The sequence below is a fragment of the Pseudomonas sp. GZD-222 genome (assembly GCF_049310525.1).
Classification (GTDB): Bacteria; Pseudomonadota; Gammaproteobacteria; order Pseudomonadales; family Pseudomonadaceae; genus Aquipseudomonas.
In genome coordinates, this window is record NZ_JBMOWO010000052.1 from 1 (window position 1) to 22,473 (window position 22,473).

Consider the following 22,473-nt stretch of genomic DNA (forward strand, 5'->3'; position numbering starts at 1 on the left):
TCCCCTTCTCCCCCCCCCCCCCCCCCCCCCCCCCCCCCCCCCCTCCCCCCCCCCCCCCCCCCCCCCCCCCCCCCCCCCCCCCACCGTCCAGGCAGTTTTCAGGCGATGTCGAGGTCCTTGAGCGACGCCATGTCGATCACGAACCGGTACTTCACATCATTGTTGTGCATGCGTGTGAACGCCTGGTTGATGTCCTGAATCTGGATCATCTCGCAGCTGGGCAGTACCTGGTGCTCGGCGCAGAAGTCGAGCAGTTCCTGGGTCTGTTCCAGGCCACCGACCAACGAACCTGCAATCGAACGGTTGTTGACCGCCAGCAAGGCACCATGGATCGGTTCCAGTGGCTCCAGCGCACCGACCAGCACCAGCGTGCCATTGCGGGCCAGGAGCATCAGGTAAGGGTTGACGTTGTGCCCGCGCGGGATGGTGTCGAGTATCAGGTCAAAACTGCTGGCGGCAGCTTTCATGGCCAGTGGGTCGCTGGACAGCAGCACATGATGGGCGCCCAGCGCGCGGGCATCATCGGCCTTGCCGGGTGAGGTGGTGATCACTGTGACCTGGGCACCGAGGGCGACGGCCAGTTTCACCGCCATGTGCCCCAGCCCGCCGAGACCGATGACCGCCAGGCGCGTGCCGGCCTTGACGCCGTGCTGGCGCATCGGCGTCCACACGGTGATGCCTGCGCACAGCAGCGGCCCGGTAAAGCGCGGATCCAGTGCCGAGGGTACGCGCAACACAAAGTGCTCGCGCACCACGATGTGCTGGGCGTAGCCACCACGGGTCACTTCGCCGCTGATGCGGTCCAGGCCGTTATAGGCCGGGGTCATGCCCTGGGTGCAATGCGGCTCCTGATGCTGTTCACAGGCCTCGCAGTGCTGGCAGCTGTCGACCAGGCAGCCGACCGCGACAAGATCACCGACACGGTAACGGCTGACCGCAGTGCCGACAGCGGTAACCCGACCGACAATTTCATGGCCCGGCACACAGGGAAAGCGCGTGTTTTTCCAGTCGTTGTGCACATAGTGCATGTCGGAATGGCAGACGCCGCAATAGTCGATATCAATGGCCACATCGTCATCGCGCAGCGCGCGGCGGTCGAAGCGTACAGGGGCAAGTGGCGCGTTGGCTTCGTGGACGCCGTAGCCGATACAGGTAGTCATGGTGTTTCCTCCAGGTATTGGGCAGCAACACCTGCAGGTGGGAGCGGCGGTGCGACGACTCGACTTGCCCCGCGATAGCGATCTTCCTGTCAGATCGCATCGCGGGGCAAGTCGAGTCGTCGCACCGCCGCTCCCACCCATCAGGTTATGTTGATGTATTTACGAGATCGATGGGCGCAGCCAGGGCGCTGCGCTGGTTTCAGGCGCGGCGATCTGGTTGGAAATCCATTTGCCCATGCGTCGCATCGGTTCGATGGAGTCCTGCGGTGCGGCAAATTTCATGGCGGCGGCATAACCGAGCGAAACGATGCGTTGCGCGCCATACAGCGGCAGTACGTCCTTGAGCTGGTCCTTGATGCTTTCCGGATAGACGCCGACGGTCTGGGTGTAGGCATCGACGGCATTCATCATTTCGCTCAGGTCGTCGACCGGTACCAGGTTGGCGGTGCGGTCGTCGAGGCTGGCGGCAAAGGATACCGGCTCAGGCAGTTGCGAACAGATGATCGCGCCCTCGCCGCCTTTGCCGCCGATGACCTTGTACCACTCGTCATCCAGGCGCAGCGCGTCGACATGGGCCTTCAGGCCCTGGTCATAGCGCTTGGGCGTGGTGCTGAGGGTGTTGGGCAGGCCGATCATGGCGTCATACACGTACTGGCCAAAGGTGTTGAGGCGTTCCAGGCCCTGCTCATCGGTGCCGCTCTGCACGTACACCACCCGCGCGCACACGCAGCCCTTCTGGTTGATCGCGCCGATATCGGCCGCCAGGCGCACCGCCGCTTCGCGCATGCTGGCTTCGCTGTCGAAGGTGTCTTTGCCGATGATGCTGGCGCTGCGTTTCGGGTCGAGGGAAATCAGTTCCAGCCCCGGCTGAATGTAGCGGGTAACATGCTTCATCGAAGCAAAACCGCCCCAGGCGACGATTTTTTCGAGGTTCTGCGGCTGGTACAGGCGCTGCTCGAAGGCCTCGTCGCCACCTTTCCAGTAAGCGACACTCAGGTGCTTGGTGAGCGGATGGTCCGGGGCCATGTCGACCATGGTGCGGGCGATGGCCAGCGCGGTGAACGGGTCGTTGGATGGCGCCTTGATGATTGCATCGCTGCGCAGGACCATGTTGCGGATGATGGTCCACAACGACAGCGACACCGCGTTACCGGCGACGATGTGCAAGGTGCGCGCGCCGAAGCAGCGCACTTCCAGCTCGGTGCCGTCGAGCAGGGTCTGCGGTACCCAGCCTTCCAGGTACTTGATGCCGACAGTGGTTTCCGCCATTTCGCGGATGAACTCGCGCGACAGCATATGCTGCAGGCCCATGTACGAGCCCTTGACGATGCTCGGGGTGGTCGGTGCGGTCAGGAACGACAGCTCGCAGGCTTCCTGCAGGTACTGGTTCTTGTCCAGGGCCAGGCGTTCGCCGAGCGCCACGGCGTAGTCGAGAATGTCCTCGAAGCTCAAATTGTACAGGTCCGCCAGCTTGGCCGGGTTGCCCAGCGGCAACTGGTCGATGTACTTGGTCGCATCCGGGGTGAGGAAGCTCAGATCGCCGCCACGGCCACCCACTTCAATCAGGTTGTCGGTGATCACTTGACCACGAATGATCATTGGCGCAATGGGGTGGGTCATGGCTCAGCCCTCCAGGGTGTTGAGGAAGTCCATCGCTTCGCGATGGGATTGTTCGGACGCGGCGCAGGTGATCTTGTCGTCGCCGCCGTTCTTTTCGCTGTAACGCTGGATCGTCCCCACCACGTAGCGGCTCGGGCGCCCGCAGGTGCAGGGTTGATCCCATTCGATGGTGATTTCGTCGCCAGTGATAAAGCCGCCCCAATGGATGTCCGCGCCCAGGTCGAAGAAGGCCGCACGCCCGGTCTGACGCCCCTGGCGTGGCAGCGGCTTGCTGGTCTCGGGATCGAGCAGGAAGGGAATCGCGGTGTGCGAGAAGTGGTAGTTGCCGTGCTCGCATTTGAGGTGCGAGCCGCTGACCACCTCCGACATCGCATACGATTCGTGCAGGGTCTTCACCCCGGTAAAGCGCATGACCTCCTCGCGCCAGTTCTCCGGTGGCACCACACCTTTGGCACCGCCGGTGGTGATGATGTAGGAGTCAGGATGGAACACTGACTCCAGGCCGCGTTCCAGACCGGCCTTGGCCATGTTGTGCAGCAGGTTCCAGGTACCGCCGATGTACACCTGCTTGCCCTTCAGGCGGCTGGCGATGTCATCGAAGAACGCGGCCAGGTGTTGTGGCATCTCGGCCTGCTGCTGATCAAAGGCCTTTTTCTTCGCCAGCAACTCCGGCGCCACCACCAGGCGGTCCAGGGTGCCGTTGTTGTGGGCGGCACGCAGCCTGGCACCGAGGCGCAATACGTCGCTGGACAGGGTCGAGGGATAGGCCGGGTGGAAATGCGACGGATCCGGCAGCAGCACGCGCACCAGCGAGCCGGTGCCGCGCAAGTGGCTGAGATAGCCCTTGCGATAGTACGGGTAGGCCGTGTGCAGGCCCGGGTCCGGGGTGTCTGCGCCGGTCATGTTCCAGGCATAGAGCTTGCGCACTTGCGAGGCTTTTTCGAACTCGCGGGCACTGCACGGCAGGAACGACAAGGTGCCGGAGGTACCGGAGGTATGGCTCAGGCACAGCTCGGGGATCTCCCGGTCCAGGGTTTCGAACCAGTCGTCGAGGCCGGTGCAGGCGCTGACATCGACGGCGGCGATCTTTTCCGCCAGCGCCGGAACCACCAGTTTGCCCAGCCATTTGTTGATGGCGGTGAAGTTGTTCTTTTCCAGCAAGGAGGGTGGGTACGACTTGAACAGGGTGTGTTCAAACAGCAACGGCACCACGTCGTCAAGTTGCTCGATGTGCTCGATGCCTTCGGCGTCCGCCAGTTTCGTCAGTACCGCAATACGGTCGCGCATTTCGCCGAAACGGCGCTTGAGACCCGCCAGCTGCAGCTCATCAATCTGTTCAGCAGGTAATTGCTTCCAGTTCTGCAGATTATGCTCGACCAGGGCCGCCGGGTCGCTCAGCAGCAGTTCGACCCGCTCTTCTATTGTTTTTTTCAAGGGACAGCCTCCTGGAATTCATTCGATCTCGCCCAGGTCGTGACGCTGCAACGACCTGTTCGGCAGGCCCAGTTTAGGGGGCTTGAGGGCGAAATCATTTCCGGATTCAGGAACCTGAAAAAACAATATAACCAACTGTTTTTAATCGGTTTTTTTATTGGAATACAATACAGGCGGGGGGTTATTCCGGGTCTTGCGTGGTCAGCAGCGCATGGATCATGCGCGCCAGCATGAGAACGGTGGTTTCCTCGATCAGGTAGTGCGGCTTTTCGATCAACAACGCACGCGGCAAGGCGGTGACCGCCTGGTAGGCAAGGAAGCCGGCCTTCTCGCGGTCTCGCACCAGCACCTGGTCGGAGAAGCGCTGCACCAGCGCCGGAATGACAATCGAGATCCAGAAGCGCTCCGGTTTGACGATCTCCAGGCGCACCAGTTCGCCATAGTAAGCGGTCTTGATGCTCTGCTCGGAGTCGACCTGCATCCAGCGGTGCAAGGCCGACAGGCCGGTGCGCAAGATGATTTCGATACCGTCATAGAGGGTGGCCGATGCCGGTAGCGCATCAATGCTGGCGATCACTTGCAGGCGGGCATTGGCGCGGTAATCCTCGAAGATCGCGCCGATAAGCGACTCGATGGTCGGGAAATACTCGTAGATCGAGCTGATCGCCACACCGGAGTAATCGGAAAGGCGGTAGATCGACAGCGCCTCTCGCCCTTCCCCTTCGAGGATCTCACGCCCGGCAGTTTTCAAGGCCTCGACCAGGGCCACCGAGCGTGCCTGCTTCGGTTGTTTGCGCGGCCTGGCCGGCAGCTCCACCACAACATTGTCATGGCCGCCCTGGCCACGAGCGGTTGTCCCCTCGTGGCTTGGCGAAGCGTCCAGGCGACGGCCCATGGCTCAGGGAGTCACGACGTTGAAGGTCGGCTGGAAGCTGGCAAGCATGCCGAGCAGCGCCTTGAAGCGGTCAGCATCGCCTTCGAGCTTGATATCACCCTGCTTGATCGCCGTCGGGAAATCGAGCTGGCGCAGGCTGATCTGGTCCAGTGTGGCTTTGCTCATTTTCACCGTGGCGTCCGCTTGGGCATGGCGTGTGTGCTCGCGATAGGTCAGGACGCCGTTGCGCAAGGTCAAGGCGAAGTGCTGGTCAAGGTCGTCGAAGTCCCAGTTCAGGGTCATATCATGCCCCTGCGCTTTATCGGAGTCCATGCGTACCGACAGGATGTCCATGAACATCGTCGGTGTCGCCGCGCGCACCAGGTCGGCACTGCCGCGGGCGCCCTGTTGCGGTGTGACCTGGCGCAGCTCCTGGACCGCGGTCAGGTACATGTTGCGCCAGATCGCCGATTCGCTGCGATAGCCCAACTGCTCGAGCGCGTCGGCCTGGGCTTCAAGGGCGGCTTTGTTGCCAGGCTCGGCGAACACCAGGTGATTACCCAGCTGTGCGGCCCAGCGGTAGTCGCCCTGCTGCATCGCCGTGCGCATCAGCTCCAGCACCTTCTCGGCGCCGCCCATGGCCTGCACATAGTGCTTGCCCGACTCGACCGGCGGCAATGGATCGAGGTTGGCCGGGTTGCCATCGTAAAAGCCCAGGTACCGTTGGTACACCGCTCGGGTGTTGAAACTCAAGGTGCCGTAGTACCCTCTGGCGTACCATTTGTGATCGAGTTCGCCGGGTAGTTTCTTCACCGCGTCGGCAATCTCCAGCGGCGTCATGCCCTGGTTGAGCAGGTGCAACGTGCGGTTGTTGATAAAGGCGTACATGTCGCGCTGGTCGGCGAGCATGCTGCGGATGCCCTCGCCGCCCCAGGTCGGCCAGTTGTGCTGGGCAAACATCACTTCGGCCTTGTCGCCATAGCGCACCAGGCTGTCATCGATGAATTTCGACCAGGCCTTGGCATCACGTACTTCCGCACCCCGCGGGGTGAGCACGTTGTGCATCGACATCACCGCGTTTTCGGACATGCTCAGTGCCTTCAGTTGCGGCAAGTACACATTCATCTCCGACGGTGCCTCGGTGCCCGGGGTAAGCTGGAACTCGAACTGAACGCCGGCAATTTCAACGCTCTCCAGCGGCTGGACAATCAAGTTGGTCGGTGCGATCAAGCTGATGGTGCCGCCTATCGGCGCGCCCTTGCCGATCCCGGTATCTACCTGGCCACGCTCAGTCCTGGGCACTGCACCGCCACTCTGGTACATGCCGCGGCGGAACATCGCCGTGCCGGCCAGCACGTTCTCCTGGATCGCGTGCTCCATGAAGCCGTCCGGGGCATAGATACGGACCTTGCCGGCTTTGACATCGGCCTCGTCGACCACGCCGCGCACGCCGCCGAAGTGGTCGATGTGACTATGGCTGTAGATCACCGCCACCACCGGCTTGCGCGGGCGGTTCTGGTAGTACAGGTCGAGGCCGGCCTTGGCGGTCTCGGTCACATACAGCGGGTCGATGATGATCAGCCCGCCCTCACCTTCGATAATGGTCATGTTGGCCAGATCGATGCCGCGAATCTGGTAGACCTTGTCGGTAACCTGGAACAGACCGGCATTGGCGTTGAGCTGGGCGATGCGCCACAGGCTGGGGTTCACCGTGTCCGGTGCTTGGGCCTGCTTGAGGAAATCGTATTGGTGGGTATTCCACACGGTCTTGCCGTCAGCATTCTTCACCTCCCCCTCAAAGGCGGCCACCAGGCCCTTGCGCGCGGCGTCATAGTCGGCGCGATCCTCGAACGGCAACGCTTTGAGTACCGCCTGGTTGACCGCGGCCGTCGTCGCGCTGGCAGCCTTGGCCGGGTTGGTGGAGGCGTCTGCCGCCCAGCAGGGAACGCTGGACAAGGCAATGGCAGTGGCAAGAGCAGCAAGTGAATAGCGCATACGGATTCCTTAAGCGTGGATCGTGTCCACCGTTTTTATTCTGGCCTGCCAGACTGTGGCAGCCTTCCTTTGAGCAGTACAGCCATCAGCCCTGAGCGCTGAGCCCTGTGAGCACGTGAGTGATAGAACGCTTCTGAGCGTCGCTCAGGGCAGCCGGCAAGCGTACAGTGCTGAATGTCAGCTGCGCCGGGCGTGAGTCGTCGTTGCGCAATAAATAGCCATGCTGCTCACGCTCCACCACCACGTAACAGCACGCACCGTCCTCGGTAGGCAACGGGGTAATGAGGACATCCGCGAACTGGCCACTCCCAACCCATTGCTGATTACCGTTGAACACCCAACCATCGTCAGTCGGCCAGGCACTGACGCCTTCTGCCTGTTCCACAAAGAAACCGCCGAAACTGCGCCCGGCCAGCAGGTCCGGCAGGTAGCGCTTGCGTAACGCGTCGCGGCCCGTTGGCATGTTTGCCAGTGCCGACGCTACAAGCAGATTGCCGAGTACACACTCGGCAATCACGCTGGAAACCGCACTGAGTTCTTCAAACAACATGGCCTCAGTGTCCGCCGCCATGCCCATGCCGCCGAGGGCTTGGGCGATACTGGCGCCGGGCAGGCCAAACTCGGCAATACCCTGGGTGAGTTCGCGCATTTTCTGCGCCGGTATGCTCCGCCCCTCGAACAGGCGGGCAACAGGCGCTACCTCGGACGCGAGAAAGGTCCGAAAGCTGTCTACTGCCAGTCGTTGCACATCGGTGCTGATCGTTATCTTCATGGTGCTGGTTCCCTGCGCAAATACGCGCGCCCTTCGCAGCAGGTTATGCCTGTGACTGACCAGGTGCCCCCCTCGATGAGGAGGGGGTAGGCGAAGTTGGGCACAACTGCCTGTCGCAACAGGCTTCGGTGGGAGCGGGGGGGGGGGGGGGGGGGGGGGGGGTTGGGGGTCGCCATCTCGGGGGGGGCTTGCCCCGCGATAGGCTGTGACTGACAGATCGCCATCGCGGGGCAAGCCCGCTCCTACACAAGGCCGCGAGCGATGATCAGCTTCTGAATATGACTGGTGCCTTCGTAGATCTTGGTCACCCGCACATCCCGGCAGTAACGCTCGACCGGAAAATCATTCAGGTAGCCATAACCGCCATGGATCTGCAGGGCGTCGGAGCAGACCTTTTCTGCCATTTCACTGGCAAACAGCTTGGCCACCGAGGCTTCCTTGGCACAGGCCACACCGGCCTCGCACAGGCGTGCGGCATGCACCATATAGTGGTGGGCGACATCGACCTGGGCGGCCATGTCGGCCAGGTCGAACGCCACCCCCTGCAGGTTGATGATCGGCGCACCGTAGGCCTCGCGCTCTTTGGCATAGCTGACCGCAGCATCCAGTGCCGCGCGCGCGGTGCCGGTGGCGACAGCGGCAATCGCCACCCGCCCTTCCGACAGTGAGCCCATCACATTGCGGTAGCCCGCCCCTTCGTCACCCAGCAGGTTCGACACCGGTACGCGGCATTGATCGAGCTGGATCTGGGCGACATGAGCCGAACGCTGGCCCATCTTGTGTTCGACAGCGGCCACGACGTACCCCGGGTTATTCCAGGGGTCGACCATCAACAGGCTGCTGCCTTTCTTGCCGGCAGCCTTGTCGGTCACCGCCAGCACCAGGCCCAGACCGGCCTCGTTGCCGTTGGAGATGAACTGCTTGCTGCCATTGAGTACGTAATGGTCGTCTTCGCGGCGGGCCTGGGTACGGAACGCCGCCGTGTCGGAGCCGGCCTGCGGCTCGCTGAGCAGAAAGGCACCGATGCGCTTGCCACTGGCCAGGTCCGCCAGGTACTTGCGCTTCTGCGCCTCGTTACCCAGGCGGGCCACGGCCATGCCCACCGAGTTGTGGACATGGATCAGGGTGGCAAAGCCGGTATCGGCGGCCGCGAACTCTTCGATGGCCAGGCAGTACTCGACAAAACTGGCGCCGGAACCGCCGTACTCCTCGGGGATCAGCATGCCGAGAAAGCCCAGTTCGGCAACGGCCCGCAGTTCACTGTGGGGCCAGGCAGCACTGCGATCACGCTCGGCCGCGGTGGGCGCGACCACGTCAGCGGCGACTTTGCGCGCCGTATCGCGGATCATGATTTCCTGTTCGCTGAGGAAGGTTGCGCAGCTGTCGCTCATGGTGATTCCTTATGAATTCGGGGCTAAAGACAGGTTCAGGTTGGCGTTACACACACTGGACAGTCCGGGCTTCAGGTTCGGCCGGCGCCTCGCACTCGTGCGCCACCGGGGTGACAACCGGCGAACCGCTGGCATGCACATCCTTGAGCAGAAAGTGCGACAGCGCCGGGATCAGGGCCAATGCACCGAGCATGTTCCAGAGGAACATGAAGGTCAGCAGGATGCCCATGTCGGCCTGGAACTTGATGGGCGAGAACGCCCAGGTGATGACCCCGGCCGCCAGGGTTACACCCACCAGGGCCACGACCTTGCCAGTGAAGCGCAAGGCATGCCGGTAGGCTTCGGCCAGGGTCGCCCCGGCGCGCTGACGGGCCAGCTGGATGCTCAGCAGGTACAGCGCATAGTCGACACCGATGCCCACGCCCAGGGCGATCACCGGCAACGTCGCAACCTTGACGCCCATGCCCAGCACCACCATCAGCGCTTCGCACAGAATCGAAGTAATCACCAGCGGTACCACGGCGACCACCACCGCGCGCCAGCTGCGGAAGGTGATGAAGCACAGGACGATAACAGCGGCATACACGTACATCAGCATGGTCAGGTTGGCCTTCTTGACCACGATATTGGTCGCCGCTTCGATCCCGGCACTGCCGGCCGCCAGCAGGAACTGCCGCTCCGGCGTGCTGTGCGCGGTGGCGAAGGCTTCGGCGGCCTGCACCACCTGGTCCAGGGTCTGCGCTTTGTGGTCGGTCAGGTAGGCCACCACCGGCATGACCGAGCAATCGGTGTTGAACAGCTCCGGGTTACTGGTACTGGCGGTACGGGCAGCGTAGTTGAGCACGTCCTGGTTGGGCGAAATCGACATCCATTTCGGGCTGCCCTCGTAGGAGCCGGCAGTAATCTTGCGGACCGCGTCGGCCAGCGACACCGTGCTCTGCACCCCCGGCACCTGCTGCAACACCCAGCCCAGGCGATCGGCATCCACCAGTGTCTGGTACTCCAGGCAGCCTTCGGCCTTGGTCTTGACGATCACCGCGAACTGGTCGGACGACAGCGAGTACTTGCTGTTGATGTAGGCGTTGTCGAGGTTGTAGCGCGAATCGGGGCGCAACTCCGAAGCCCCGGCATCCAGGTCACCGATCTTCAACTGGGTGCTGACGATAAAGCCCGCCACCGCGAGGACCGCCGATACCACCAGAAGCGCTGTCGCCCAACGGCGTTCGGTGAAGCGCTCAAGCAGCAGCCACAGGCCACCGGCAGGCTTTTGTTCGGCGCGCAGGCTGCGGGCCGCGGCCTTCGGGCTGACGCCGGTATAGGAGAGCATCACCGGCAGCAGGATCAGGTTGGTGAACACCAGCAGGGCGACGCCGATCGAGGCGGTGATGGCCAGGTCCTGGATCACCGGAATATCGATCAACATGAGCACCCCGAAACCCACAGCGTCGGCGACCAGCGCCGTCACCCCGGCGAGGAACAGGCGGCGGAAGGTGTAGCGCGCCGCCACCAGCTTATGGGTGCCGCGGGCCACGTCCTGCATGATGCCGTTCATCTTCTGCGCGCCATGGGAGACGCCGATGGCAAACACCAGGAACGGTACCAGGATCGAGTAAGGGTCCAGCTCGTAGCCCAGCCGGGCAATCAGCCCGAGCTGCCACAGCACGGCAATACAGGAACAGCCAAGCACCAGCGCGGTACTGCGCACACAGCGGGTCCAGGCAAAAATGATCAAGGCGGCGATCAAGGCCGCTATGGCGAAGTAGATGACCATTTGCTGCAGGCCATCGAGCAGGTCGCCGACCACCTTGGAGAAGCCGACGATACGGATGTCGAGGTCGGCACCGCCCTGATCACCGGAATACTCGGTTCGAATGGTTTCCAGGCGCTTGGACAGTTCCCAGTAGTCCAGCGGCTCACCGGTAGTAGTGTCCTTGTCGAGCAGCGGCAGGAAAATCATGCTCGAACGAAAATCCGTGCCCACCAGATTGCCGAGCAGCTGGGCACGGCTGATGTTCTGGCGCAGGGCATCGATGCTGGCCTGGGAGCCGGTGTAGTTGTCGGGCATCACCGGGCCGCCGGCGAAGCCCTCTTCAGTGACCTCGTTCCAGCGCACCACCGGCATCCACAACGACTTGACGTTGGCCCGGTCGACCCCGGGAGTCAGGAACAGCGCGTCGTTGATGTGCTTGAGGGCCTGCAGGTAGGCAGGGTCGAAAATATCCCCGGAACGGTTTTCCACCACCACGCGCACGGCGTTGCCCAGGCCCTTGAGTTCATCACGGTTGTCGAGGAAGTTGCGGATGTAGGGCTGGTTCTGCGGAATGGTTTTCTCAAAGGCGGCATTGAGTGTCAGCCGGGTCGAATCCCACCCCAGGATCACCGTGGCGACGGCGCAGAAGAGGATGACCAGCAAGCGGTTGTTGAAGATCAAGCGTTCCAGGCGACTGCCTGAGCGGTGATTGAAATCCTTCAGGTTGCTGATGGTCTGCAGGTTGTCGCTGGCGTTGTGGATACCCATCAGAGCTCTCCGACTGTCTTGTGCTGTTGCAGGCTCTGCACCCGAACGCCACCGAGCCCGGCCAGGGCGACGGCCCCGTCGGCAAGGGATGCCAGTGCAAAATTGGGTGCCACGCGGTCTAGCGCGACGCGGCTGAAGGTCGCCCCACGATCGCTGGAACGCAGCAACTGACCGGTCTGGCTGGCCAGCACGATGCTGCCGTCCGCGCTGATCAGGCCGCTGGTGATACCGGCTTCGATGCCGGTATCGACTTTGCTCCAGCTGGCGCCGCCATCGAGACTGCGCAAGGCATTGCCGCGCAGGCCGTAGACCAGCACCAGTCGGTCATCGCCGAGCACACCGAACAAGGTGCCCTCATAAGGCAGCTGCACTTTGACGAAGCGCTGGCTGGCCGCATCGAGCTTGAGCACCAGGCCCTGCTCGGCGACCATGAACAGCGTGCCGGCAGCCGGGCGCAGGCCGTACAGGTGCATGCTGCGCGGGTTGTCGACGCGATCCTGCCAGGGCGTCCAGCTTTGCCCGCCATCCTCAGTGCGCAAGATCAGATTGAACGCACCGGTGACGAACCCCGTGCGCTCGTCGCTGAACCACACATCGAGCAGGGGCTTATCGGCGCCCTGCTGGGCAAACAGCTCGGCATCCTGTTTCAGCCGCTGGGCCTCGGGATCATCCGGGTTGGCCGGGTTGCCGTAGTGCTTGAGCATCAGCGCAGCGATCTGCCGACCGTCGAGCTGCTTGCGCCAGGTCGCTCCCGCGTCACTGCTGTGCAGCACCACGCCTTCATGGCCCACTGCCCAGCCTTGGCGGGCACTGGGGAACATCACCGCAGTCAGGTCGGAACTGACCGGCACCTGGGCTTGCAGCCAATTCTTGGTGTCATCGGAAAATAGGATGTGGCCGCGTTGACCCGCGGCAATCAGCCGTCCACCGGCCTGCACCAAGGCATTGAGCGGCGCATGGAGCGCCTGGCTGCTCGGCGCCGCGGGCATGTCCAGGGGCGAGACAAAAACCGGTTGGGCGAGCGCCTGGCCCGCCACGAGTGCAGTCAGGGTCAGCAGTAACGGTCGTAAGCGTTGTTTGAACACCGTGTTTACCTCACATCAGGTGCGCGCGAGCGCGCATTGCACCAACGGTGGCCCGTAACGCGGCCACCGTTGGCGAGCTTGCATCAGGGCAAGCGCGGGCTCAGAGCGTGGTCTTGAAGGTGAAGTACACCGCGCCGCGGTCTTCCAGCATTGCCTGGCTACCGCTTGGGGTCAGGGCTGCGCCGGTGACCGGATTGGTCGAGTAGTCACCGAAATAGTCCACGTACTTCAGGTCAAAGCGGTAACGGCTGTAGACATCCAGCGCCAGGCCGACAGCGTAGCTGCCGGCATCCTCGTTACCGCCCGAGCCCACGGCCGAGTTGCCGTTGATGCCTTGGGAAAAGCTCAGCGGCATCGACAGGTCCCCACCGGGGAACACCTGGTACCAGGTCGGTGTGAAGTTGACGGCCAGGCCGTAGGCATCACGGGTGACGGCGTCGATGTTGGTCGGCAGCGCTTTGTAGGCGGACGAACCCTTGAACAGGTTGAGCGGGTCGGAGTTGACCGACAGCCAGCGGCTCCAGGTCAGTTCCGCCGACCAGCTGGCGCCATCGTAGAGCGGCGTCGGGCTGAGGGAGCCGATGGCATTGAGCACACCGTGCAAGGTGTCGCCACGGGCACCGAGAATGTCGCCGTCATCTGGCAACTGCGCCACCGAAGTCACCCGCGCCGCCGAACTGACCAGCGGCATGTTGCGTCGGTAGTTGAGGTCGGCGCCGACGCTAATGCCGCCGATTTCCTTCGACAGACTGATGCCGTACATGTCGATCTTGTCGGCGTAATTGAGGAAGTACTGCGGCTGTGCGTTAGCCAACAGAATGACCTGTGGCAAGGTGTCGGAGAACTGGCGTACGTAGAAACCCAGGGTGCCGTCCAGCCATTCCGGGCTCCAGCGCGTCATCACGCCCCAGTCACCGGCGTTACCCGGTTCGATGTCCTCGCCATGCAGGGCACGCAGCCTGGGGCTGAGGATGAACGACTCGCCACCTTGCTGGTAGATATCGGCAAAGCCCAGGTAGCTGCCGGATTCCGGCACCCGCGATGGCCTCCATTCAAAGAAGTACTGCGTGGCGAACGACAGCTCGGGGCTGACCTGCAATTGGGTGGAGAACTGGTTGCGTGGCAGGTACAGCTCTTTGGCCTCGATCCCCGGCAGCGCCAGGGCCTTGCCCTGGTCCAGAGGCGCCTGGCCGTAGGAAATACCATGAATGGCACCCGCGCCCAGCAGCGACTCGCCCCAGTTCACGGTGTGGCGACCCAGGCGCGCCTTGAGCGGCATCTCGCCGAGGTTGTATTCGCCAAACACAAAGGCGTCCATCCACTCGGCGGACGGGCCTTCGTAGTAACGGTCGGTATAGCGGCTCAGGCCGGTGGCCGGACGACCGCCGGAGCCCAGGTGATTGGACGTGGCGACGCTGTCGTTGTCCAGGTCACCGGCATAGGCGGCGTCATACCACAGCGCAGCACTGACGCGTGCGCCGTACTTGCCCTTGTAGACGATGTCCGACTCACTGAGGATATCCAGGCGATTGTTGACCAGGCGGTGCTTGTCGAAGTTGCGGTCGCCGTCATCGTTGTTCGGGTTCGCCAGGATTGCCTTGTCCTGCCCCTCGACACGCATGCCCAGGTTATAGCGCAGGGTATTGTCCCAGCGCAGCTGGATGTCCTCATTGCCGGTGTCGATCTCGACGGCAGCCGCGTTGCCGCAGGCGAGCGCGCACAAGGTCACGACCGTGGCCCGGACTGCATGATTACTGGTGGGATGACGTGGACTGGTTTTTTTCTTGTTATTCATCTGGGTGTCTCCTCCCCTGGGTTGAACCTGGACCTCCAGGTTCGCAAGCCGCTCAATCAGTGATCGAGTGCTCCGAAGGGTGCCAGCGTTGTCCTTCCGTCCTCCCCCCCCTTTCTGAAAGGGGGGTGCCCCCCCTACCCCCCTTCGGTACTGTCTGACCTGGCGAGCTGATGTGCGCGCCTGGAGCGGCAACCTCAGTGGAACCATCAGACGGGAGAACAGAAATGGACGGTCTATCGGACAGCCCGAACGCGCGGCTCAGCTACCCCTATGCCACAGCGCCGGCACCTGGCGTGCCACTACCGATTGCGCCCGGGGTGCACTGGCTCAGGTTGCCCCTGCCGGTAACGCTTGGAGCCATCAATGTCTGGCTGCTGGCCGACGGTGCTGGCACCACACTGATCGACACCGGCCTTTACGATGAAGCGACGGTGGACCTTTGGCGCGCGTTGCTGGAGGGCGCTTTGCGCGACACGCCACTGACGCGGATCATCGCCACCCACCTGCACCCCGACCATGTCGGCATGGCCGGCTGGTTGAGCCGTCATAGCGGCTGCCGCCTGTGGATGACCCGCCTGGAGTACCTGCACTGTCGACTGCAGGCTGGCGACAGCAACCGCCCGGCACCCGACGAGACGCTGGGGTTCTATCAGCGCGCCGGCTGGGACGCCCAGGCACTGGAACGTTTTGGCACGCGCTTCGGCGGTTTCGGCCGCATGCTTTCGCCCCTGCCCGAGAGCTATCGGCGTATCCGCGATGGCGAGCGGCTCGACATCGGCGGCTACGCCTGGGAAGTGGTAGTGGGTGCCGGTCATTCGCCGGAACATGCCTGCCTGTACGACGCGCAGCGAAAGTTGCTGATCTCCGGCGATCAGGTGTTGCCGCGCATCTCATCCAACGTTTCCGTGCTGCCGACCGAGCCGGACGCCGATCCGATGAGCGAATGGCTGGATTCGTTGAGTGCACTGCGACGCAGCGTGCCGGACGATGTGCTGGTGCTGCCGGCGCACAACAAGCCCTTTTATGGATTGCATACGCGCATCGAGCAACTGCAGGCCGATACCTACAGCGCCCTCGAGCGTCTGCGCCAGGGGCTGGACCAGCCCCGGCGCGTGGTCGACCTGTTCGCGCTGTTGTTCCGCGCCAAAATCCGTAGCGACGACAGCTCGCGCTTCACCCTGGCCACGGGCGAAGCGCTTGCCTGTCTCAATCATCTGTTACGCCGTGGAGAGATCAGTGTCAGCCTCGACGGGCACGGTGTGGCCTGGTATCGCCGCGTTTAGTCGGCATTTGGTGTAGGAGCGGATTGCCCCTAACGGCTACCGCACTGTATATCAAGGGTCAGCGCGTTCAGGTAGGCATTCTCCACCACATGCTGTACCAGCGCAGCGAACTCCTGGGCATGGCCCATGCGCCGCGGGAACAGCAGGCCGTTGACGATGGTTTCGGACACCTTCGCCGGCATCCCCGCCGACATCCCCGACTCGAACAACCCCGGTGCCAGGCTCACCACGCGAATACCGTGTTCAGCCAGGTCGCGGGCGATGGGCAGGGTCATGCCGATCACCGCAGCCTTGCTGGCGCTGTACGCCGCCTGGCCCATCTGCCCTTCACGCGCCGCGCCCGAGGCGGTATTGATGATCACCCCGCGTTCGCCGGTTTCTTGCGCATCGTTGTTCGACATGGCCAGCGCCGCGTAGCGGATAATGTTGAAAGTACCGGTAAGGTTGACCGCCAGCACCCGGTTCCACAGGTCTATTGGAAACACCTGGCCCTTGGACAGGGTCTTGCACGGCCCCAGCACTCCGGCGCAGTTCACCGCTACATGCACTGCTCCAAACTTCTCCAGCACCGCATCGATACCGCGTTTGACGCTGGCTTCGTCGGCAACGTCTACGGCGATCCCGGGAATACCGTCAAGCGCCGCATCAAGCCGCTGCTGATCCAGATCGAAGCCAACTACCCGTGCCCCGGCGGCGGCCAGCGCCTTGCAGGTGGCCAGGCCAAGCCCCGACGCCGCGCCGGTGACGATCGCTACTTTATTGTCCAGTTTCATCGTGATTCCTTGGTTAGCACCCTGAGTGGGGACCTGGCAGATCTTAGAAAACAACACCACCCCGGCGTCCCTCCCTTTGCGGGCGGTGAGCGGCTGCCCGGTCTACGCTTGACCTGTCTGGACAGGTTGGCTAGCTTCGCCCGAACCAATAAGAATCGTGGAATCCACAGTGCCGAAAAATCCCGCCAGCCACTTGGTTTCGACCAAGTTTTCGCCCCCGCGCATAGGTACCCGGCATGTCGCCCGGACGGTGCTGCTGGCGAACCTCAAGCGCATGCATCATTGCCGGCTGGCGTTGATCACCGGGGCTGCGGGTTACGGCAAGACCACCCTGCTGGCGCAGTGGCGCCACGACCGCCTCAAAGCCGGTGCAGAAGTGGCCTGGGTGTCCCTGACCGCCGATGACAAGGGATACTCGGCGTTCTGCACGGCCTTTCTCGAGGGCTTGCGGCGCCTGGGCATCGACATCGATATCAACCAGCAGCGCGACGACCACACGCTCTCGGCCATTGACGGCACGGTCGCGATCATCGTCAACGCCGCCGCGATGCTGAGCAAAGAACTGTACCTGGTGGTCGACGACTACCACCAGGTAGAAGCCCCGCACGCGCACAAACTGATTCAAAAGCTGCTCGAGCAAAGCCCGGGCAACCTGCACCTGGTGCTGGCCTCACGGGTCAGCCCGCCGCTGAGCCTGTCGCGGTTGCGGGTGATGGACCAGGTGGTGGAGATAGAAAGCGCCGAACTGCCGTTCGACCTGGCCGAGACCCGCACCTTCGTCGAGGAAAACCTCGGCGCCGACAAGCTCAACGCCGACGAACTGAGCCTGATTCACGACCTGACCAGCGGCTGGCCCTCCTGCCTGCAACTGATCGTGATCATGCTGAAGAACCGCCCGGATCCCCGTTCGATCCTGCATGACCTGGTGTGGCGCTCCAATGACCTGCAGACCTATCTGAGCGAAGAGGTGGTGGCGCACTTGCCGGCCGAGCTGGTGCAAGTCGCCGAAGTGCTGTCGGTCTTCCGGCGTTTCAACGCCGCCCTGGCCATCGCCGTGACCGGTAACGCCGGGGCCGGCGACCTGCTCCAGCGTATGGAAGACGAAAACCTGCTGATCTATCGGGTCGACTCCGATGACCGCATCGTCTGGTACCGCTTTCATCCCTTGTTCGGCGAGTTTCTCAACGCCCGCCTGCAGCGCCGCGAGCGCGACCTGCGCCCCCTGCACCGGCTGGGCGCTGCATGGTTTGCCGGGCACAAGTGCCTGACCGAAGCGGTGCGCCACGCCAGCCTCGGTGAAGACATCGAGTTTGCCATCGAGGTTATCGAACAGACCACACCCGCGACCTGGAGCCTGGATTACCTGGCGCCGACCTTGCGCCTGCTGGAGCGCTTGCCCGAAGACGTGCTGTTTGGTCATCAGCGCTTGCTGTTTCTGGCCTGTCTCACGGTATCGCTGACATCGCGTCCCGGGCGGGCCAAAGCCTGGCTCAGCCGCTTGCAGGCGAGCAACCTCGACGCCCACCCCGAACTTGCCAGTGGCTTGCCGCTGGTCCATGCCGCGGTGGCCATCCAGGAAGACGACAGCGAACTGACCATACGCCTGCTGGAACCGGTGCGCGACGCGCCGATGGACAACCCCTTCCTGCGTTATGTATTGCTCGCCGCCCTGGCGGTTGCCTATGCCACCGCAGGCCGCTATGCCGATGCCCGGCGCCTGTTCGACATCCATCCGATCCCGCCTGAGGATCGCAGCAATGACATGGCACTGGTGGCAGAGTCCGCCCGATTGACCACCTATTTACTGGCCGGCGACATTGTCGAGGCAGAGGTGCAGACGACTGAGCTGCTGGAACGCTCCACTCGCGAAGGCGGACATCGTTCAATCTGCGCCAACCTCTGCGCCAGCCTGCTGGCCGATGCCTACTATGAGCTGGACCGCATCGATGACGCCCGCGAGCTGATCGCCAACCGCTTCGGTCTGCTGCACTCCTCGGTCCCCGATGTCATCGTGCGCACCAACCTCAGCCGCAGCCGTCTTGACCTGCTGCAGAAAGGCGCGGACGCCGCCCTGAGTTTTCTACGCCAGCAAATTGCTCACCTGCGCAGCCTGGGGCAGATACGTCCGGTCGCTCACCTGTTGGGCGAGCAGATCCGCGTGAGCCTGATCAAGGGTCAACGCAATCATGCGATCGAACTGCTGCATGCCCTTGAAGCGCTGACTCACGAGCATGGCAAGGAACTGGGTGGTCGTGCGGAGCTGCCAGCCATCGCCGCCCTGGCGCGCGCGCGCATCCTCGTCAGTGAGGATTCACGCGCGGCGTTGCAGGCGCTGGACACCGTCAAGGACTATGCCGAACGCTTCCACCGCGGACGCCTGGGCGTACTCGTCGAGCTGTTGTCGGCGGGTGTACTGGAAGACCTCAAGCGTCATGATCAAGCGCTGTTGCGCCTGCGTCAGGCGCTAGAGGTGGCTCAGCGCCTGGGCCTGGTGCGTACCGTGCTGGACGAGGGTGCGCTGAGTGAAAGGCTACTGAACGCGCTGGCCAACACGGCCCTGGAGGAACCGCTGCGCCAGTACGTGGATGAGCTGATCGAAAAACTCACCGGCCCATGCTCGCCGAACCTGGCCACGCCCCGCGCACGGCGCAGCACAACGCCTGGCCAGCAGCCCTTGCTGACCCCACGAGAACGCGAGATCCTCAGCCTGGTGGCCCAGGCCATGTCGAGCAAGCGCATTGCCCACACCCTGGACATCACCCTGGAAACGGTGAAGTGGAACCTGCGCAATATCTTCGCCAAGCTCGGCGTTTCCAGCCGTTACGACGCCATGGTCCAGGCCCGTAACCAGAAGCTGATCGACTGACCGCGGGCCAACCCTCCCGTACGGAGGGGGGGAAACTGCGGTTATGGGCGCCTAACCTCGGAGGACGCCGCCGATGATCCATCGGCCATTCCACGGGGAAAACCACATGACGCGCCGCCTGCTGTTCAACACCACCCGCTCCATCATCATCGAACGCGGCGCCGCCGCCCGCCTGGCCGAACAGGTCGAATCAATGGGCCATCGTTCGGTGCTGCTGGTCACTGATGCCGGCGTCCTGGCCACCGGCCTGCTGGCCGCGGTCGAAGCAGGTTTTGCCCAACGCGGTATCGCCCTGCAGGTGTTCAGCAAGGTCCAGGCCGACCCACCGGAGTCGGTGATCCTCGAAGCGGTACAGGCCGCCCGGCAATGCACTGCCGATTGCGTGATCGGCTTTGGTGGCGGCAGCTCCCTGGATGCTGCCAAGCTGACCGCGCTGCTGGCCCGCAGCGAAGAGCTACTGGCCGATATCTATGGCATCGACCGCACCAATGGCCGGCGCCTGCCGCTGATCCTGGTGCCAACGACGGCCGGTACCGGCTCCGAGGTCACTGCCGTGTCGGTGATCACCACCGGCGAAGGCCAGAAAAACGTGGTGATTTCACCGTCGCTATTGCCTGACATCGCCTTGCTCGACGCCGACCTGACCCTCGGATTGCCCAAGGCCGTCACCGCCGCGACCGGCATAGATTCGATGGTGCATGCCATCGAGTCGTACACCTCCAGGCACCTGAAGAACCCCATCTCCGACTGCCTGGTTCGTGAGGCGCTGCGCCTGTTGGGCGACAATCTGCTGCGGGTGTGCGACAACGGCGCCGACGCCCAGGCCCGCGAAGACATGCTGCTCGGCGCCTGCCTTGCCGGGATGGCCTTCGCCAATGCCCCGGTCGCCGCCGTGCATGCCCTCGCCTATCCCTTGGGCGCACGCTTCCACGTCCCTCACGGCCTGTCCAATTCGCTGGTGCTGGCACCGGTGATGCGCTTCAACCTGGAAGCCGCAGCGCCGCTCTATGCCGAGCTTGCGGACATTCTGCTGCCCAACAGCCGTGGCGCAATCATTGAAAAAGCCATGGCCCTGATCGCCCACCTGCAAGCCTTGCCCGCTCGCCTGGGACTGCCAACACGCCTGCGCGACGTAGGCGTCAGCGAGGGCGACCTCGAAGCCCTGGCCAGGGATGCCAGCCAGCAAACCCGCCTGCTGGGCAACAACCCGCGCGAGCTGAGCCAGGATGACATTCTCGCCATCTACCAGCAGGTGTACTGAGACGCACAGCGCGCGCGTCATGATCGTCATCGAATGCGGAGCCCGGTTCCGGGCGACCGCTTCGATAACGGCATTTTCCTTATATATCAATAACATGAACAAGCCATCGAATCCGGAACATTACCCTGGCAGCTCCTCCTTATACTCGCCTGAACCGCCCAGTGCGGCGCCACTACAACAATAATCGGGCAACCCAGGAGCGCTTCAATGAGCGACGCCATTCCTTCCACTGCGGCGACATCCGCCGACTCAGTCGATCTGAAACGCACCTATTCGAAAGTGATCTGGCGACTGCTGCCCTATCTGATGCTGGCTTTCATTATCAACGCCATCGACCGCCTGAACCTGTCGTTCGCCAAATTGCGCATGGCCGAAGACATCCTCCTCAGCGATGTGGCTTATGGCATCGGCGCCGGGGTGTTCTACCTCGGCTACATCCTCTTCGAGGTGCCCAGCAACCTGTACATGCAGCGTGTCGGGGCACGCGCCACGCTCACCCGGATCATGATCCTCTGGGGCCTGGTCACCGTGGCTACGGCTTTTGTCACCAACCCCGAGCAGTTGATCGCTGCGCGCTTTCTGCTGGGCATTGCCGAGGCCGGATTCTTTCCGGGCCTGATTCTTTACCTCACCTACTGGTTTCCGGGCGCTGTGCGTGGCCGTATCACCGCCTCGTTTTTCATGGCCGGCATGGTCGCCGGGATGATCTGTGGTCCTTTGTCAGGCACCATCATGACGCACCTGCATGGCTGGCTGGGGTTGCGCGACTGGCAGGTGTTGTTCGTCCTGACCGGTTTGCCCGCCGTGCTGCTCGGCGTGATCGGACGGTTCTGGCTGACGGACCGCCCGGAACAGGCGCGCTGGCTCGACGATGAGCAAAAACGCCAGATCCACGACGCCCTGGCCAGTGAATCGAGTTCCGCCGTGGCCAGCAGCGGCTTCCTCGGGGCATTGCGCGATCCGCTGCTGTATGTGGCGGGACTGGTGTGTTTCTGCATCTACAGCGCCTCCAACACCGTTTCGTACTGGCTGCCGACACTGGTGCAGGGCTTTGGCCTGCAGGATCTGCAGCATATCGGCCTGGCCACCAGCCTGCCGTTTTTGGCGGCATTGTGCGCCATGTACCTGCTGGGTCGTAGCTCGGACCGGCATATGGAACGCCGCTGGCACCTGGGGCTGACGCTACTGACAGCGGCAGCCTGCTTCTGCCTGCTGGACCTGGCAGAGGGCAATCCGTGGCTTTCCATGCTGGTGGTGAGCCTCGGAGCGGCAGCGGCACTGGCGGCGATGCCGCTGTTCTGGACCATCCCGCCGGCACTGCTGAGCAAATCCGGTGCGGCGGGCGGCATCGCCATTATCAGCAGCCTCGGCAACATCGCCGGAGCCCTCAGCCAGACCGCTGTCGGCGCAGTGAAAACCGCCACCGGCAGTCTGTACCTGGCCTTTGACATGATCGCGGTGCTGCTGGTGCTGGGCACGCTCCTGCTGCTGTTCGCCATTCCTGCCAAGCGCTTGGCACCCGAGGGCAAACTCTCACAGAGTTAGGCGATTATTGTGGGAGCGGGCTTGGGGGGGGGGGGGGGGGGGGGGGGGGGAGGGGGGGGGGGGGGGGAGGGAGCAGACAAGAAGGCGGGAGGACAAAGAAA

15 protein-coding genes are annotated in these 22,473 nt (G+C 63.2%); 4 read left to right on the forward strand and 11 right to left on the reverse strand.

Annotation, left to right across the window (positions count from 1 at the left end; translation table 11 throughout):
- Nucleotides 1–98: 98 nt before the first annotated feature.
- The 10 genes from ACO6VD_RS09090 to ACO6VD_RS09135 form a co-directional block, all read right to left on the reverse strand.
- Nucleotides 99–1,160, reverse strand: coding sequence for an NAD(P)-dependent alcohol dehydrogenase (locus tag ACO6VD_RS09090; RefSeq protein ID WP_422418449.1), 1,062 nt, complete (start codon nt 1,158–1,160; stop codon nt 99–101).
- 159 nt (nt 1,161–1,319) lie between these two features.
- Nucleotides 1,320–2,780, reverse strand: a complete 1,461-nt coding sequence (locus tag ACO6VD_RS09095; RefSeq protein WP_422418450.1) for an acyl-CoA reductase — start codon at nt 2,778–2,780, stop codon at nt 1,320–1,322.
- Nucleotides 2,781–2,783: 3 nt separating this feature from the next.
- On the reverse strand, nt 2,784–4,214 hold the full coding sequence (locus ACO6VD_RS09100) for a hypothetical protein (protein WP_422418451.1): 1,431 nt from the start codon (nt 4,212–4,214) through the stop codon (nt 2,784–2,786).
- 181 nt (nt 4,215–4,395) lie between these two features.
- Nucleotides 4,396–5,109, reverse strand: coding sequence for a TetR/AcrR family transcriptional regulator (locus ACO6VD_RS09105; protein WP_422418452.1), 714 nt, complete (start codon nt 5,107–5,109; stop codon nt 4,396–4,398).
- 3 nt (nt 5,110–5,112) lie between these two features.
- Nucleotides 5,113–7,083, reverse strand: a complete 1,971-nt coding sequence (locus ACO6VD_RS09110) for an alkyl/aryl-sulfatase (protein WP_422418454.1) — start codon at nt 7,081–7,083, stop codon at nt 5,113–5,115.
- Between the two features lie 85 nt (nt 7,084–7,168).
- Nucleotides 7,169–7,855 carry an acyl-CoA dehydrogenase family protein gene (locus ACO6VD_RS09115; RefSeq protein WP_422418455.1) on the reverse strand — a complete coding sequence of 229 codons (687 nt, stop codon included), beginning with the start codon at nt 7,853–7,855 and terminating at the stop codon, nt 7,169–7,171.
- A 242-nt stretch (nt 7,856–8,097) separates the two neighbouring features.
- Nucleotides 8,098–9,246, reverse strand: a complete 1,149-nt coding sequence (locus ACO6VD_RS09120; RefSeq protein ID WP_422418456.1) for an acyl-CoA dehydrogenase family protein — start codon at nt 9,244–9,246, stop codon at nt 8,098–8,100.
- Between the two features lie 46 nt (nt 9,247–9,292).
- Entirely contained in the window at nt 9,293–11,764 is a 2,472-nt protein-coding gene (locus ACO6VD_RS09125; protein ID WP_422418457.1) for an efflux RND transporter permease subunit, read from the reverse strand.
- Nucleotides 11,764–12,849 carry a YCF48-related protein gene (locus tag ACO6VD_RS09130; protein WP_422418458.1) on the reverse strand — a complete coding sequence of 362 codons (1,086 nt, stop codon included), beginning with the start codon at nt 12,847–12,849 and terminating at the stop codon, nt 11,764–11,766. The genes ACO6VD_RS09125 and ACO6VD_RS09130 overlap by 1 nt, the downstream gene beginning before the upstream one ends.
- 100 nt (nt 12,850–12,949) lie before the next feature.
- Entirely contained in the window at nt 12,950–14,644 is a 1,695-nt protein-coding gene (locus ACO6VD_RS09135) for a DUF1302 domain-containing protein (RefSeq protein ID WP_422418459.1), read from the reverse strand.
- Between the two features lie 224 nt (nt 14,645–14,868).
- Here ACO6VD_RS09135 and ACO6VD_RS09140 point away from each other — a divergent pair, with 224 nt between their 5' ends.
- Nucleotides 14,869–15,927 carry an MBL fold metallo-hydrolase gene (locus ACO6VD_RS09140; RefSeq protein ID WP_422418460.1) on the forward strand — a complete coding sequence of 353 codons (1,059 nt, stop codon included), beginning with the start codon at nt 14,869–14,871 and terminating at the stop codon, nt 15,925–15,927.
- A 29-nt stretch (nt 15,928–15,956) separates the two neighbouring features.
- On the opposite strand, the gene ACO6VD_RS09145 is transcribed toward ACO6VD_RS09140, so the two are convergent.
- Nucleotides 15,957–16,700, reverse strand: coding sequence for an SDR family NAD(P)-dependent oxidoreductase (locus ACO6VD_RS09145; RefSeq protein WP_422418462.1), 744 nt, complete (start codon nt 16,698–16,700; stop codon nt 15,957–15,959).
- 169 nt (nt 16,701–16,869) lie between these two features.
- On the opposite strand from ACO6VD_RS09145, the gene ACO6VD_RS09150 reads away from it, so the two are divergent.
- The 3 genes from ACO6VD_RS09150 to ACO6VD_RS09160 all read left to right on the forward strand — a co-directional run bounded on the left by ACO6VD_RS09150 (nt 16,870) and on the right by ACO6VD_RS09160 (nt 22,372).
- Nucleotides 16,870–19,566 carry a LuxR C-terminal-related transcriptional regulator gene (locus ACO6VD_RS09150; protein WP_422418463.1) on the forward strand — a complete coding sequence of 899 codons (2,697 nt, stop codon included), beginning with the start codon at nt 16,870–16,872 and terminating at the stop codon, nt 19,564–19,566.
- 106 nt (nt 19,567–19,672) lie between these two features.
- Entirely contained in the window at nt 19,673–20,827 is a 1,155-nt protein-coding gene (locus ACO6VD_RS09155) for an iron-containing alcohol dehydrogenase (protein WP_422418464.1), read from the forward strand.
- Nucleotides 20,828–21,034: 207 nt separating this feature from the next.
- A complete protein-coding gene (locus ACO6VD_RS09160; RefSeq protein WP_422418466.1) occupies nt 21,035–22,372 on the forward strand; it encodes an MFS transporter in 1,338 nt (445 codons plus the stop codon).
- The last annotated feature ends 101 nt before the right edge of the window (nt 22,373–22,473 follow it).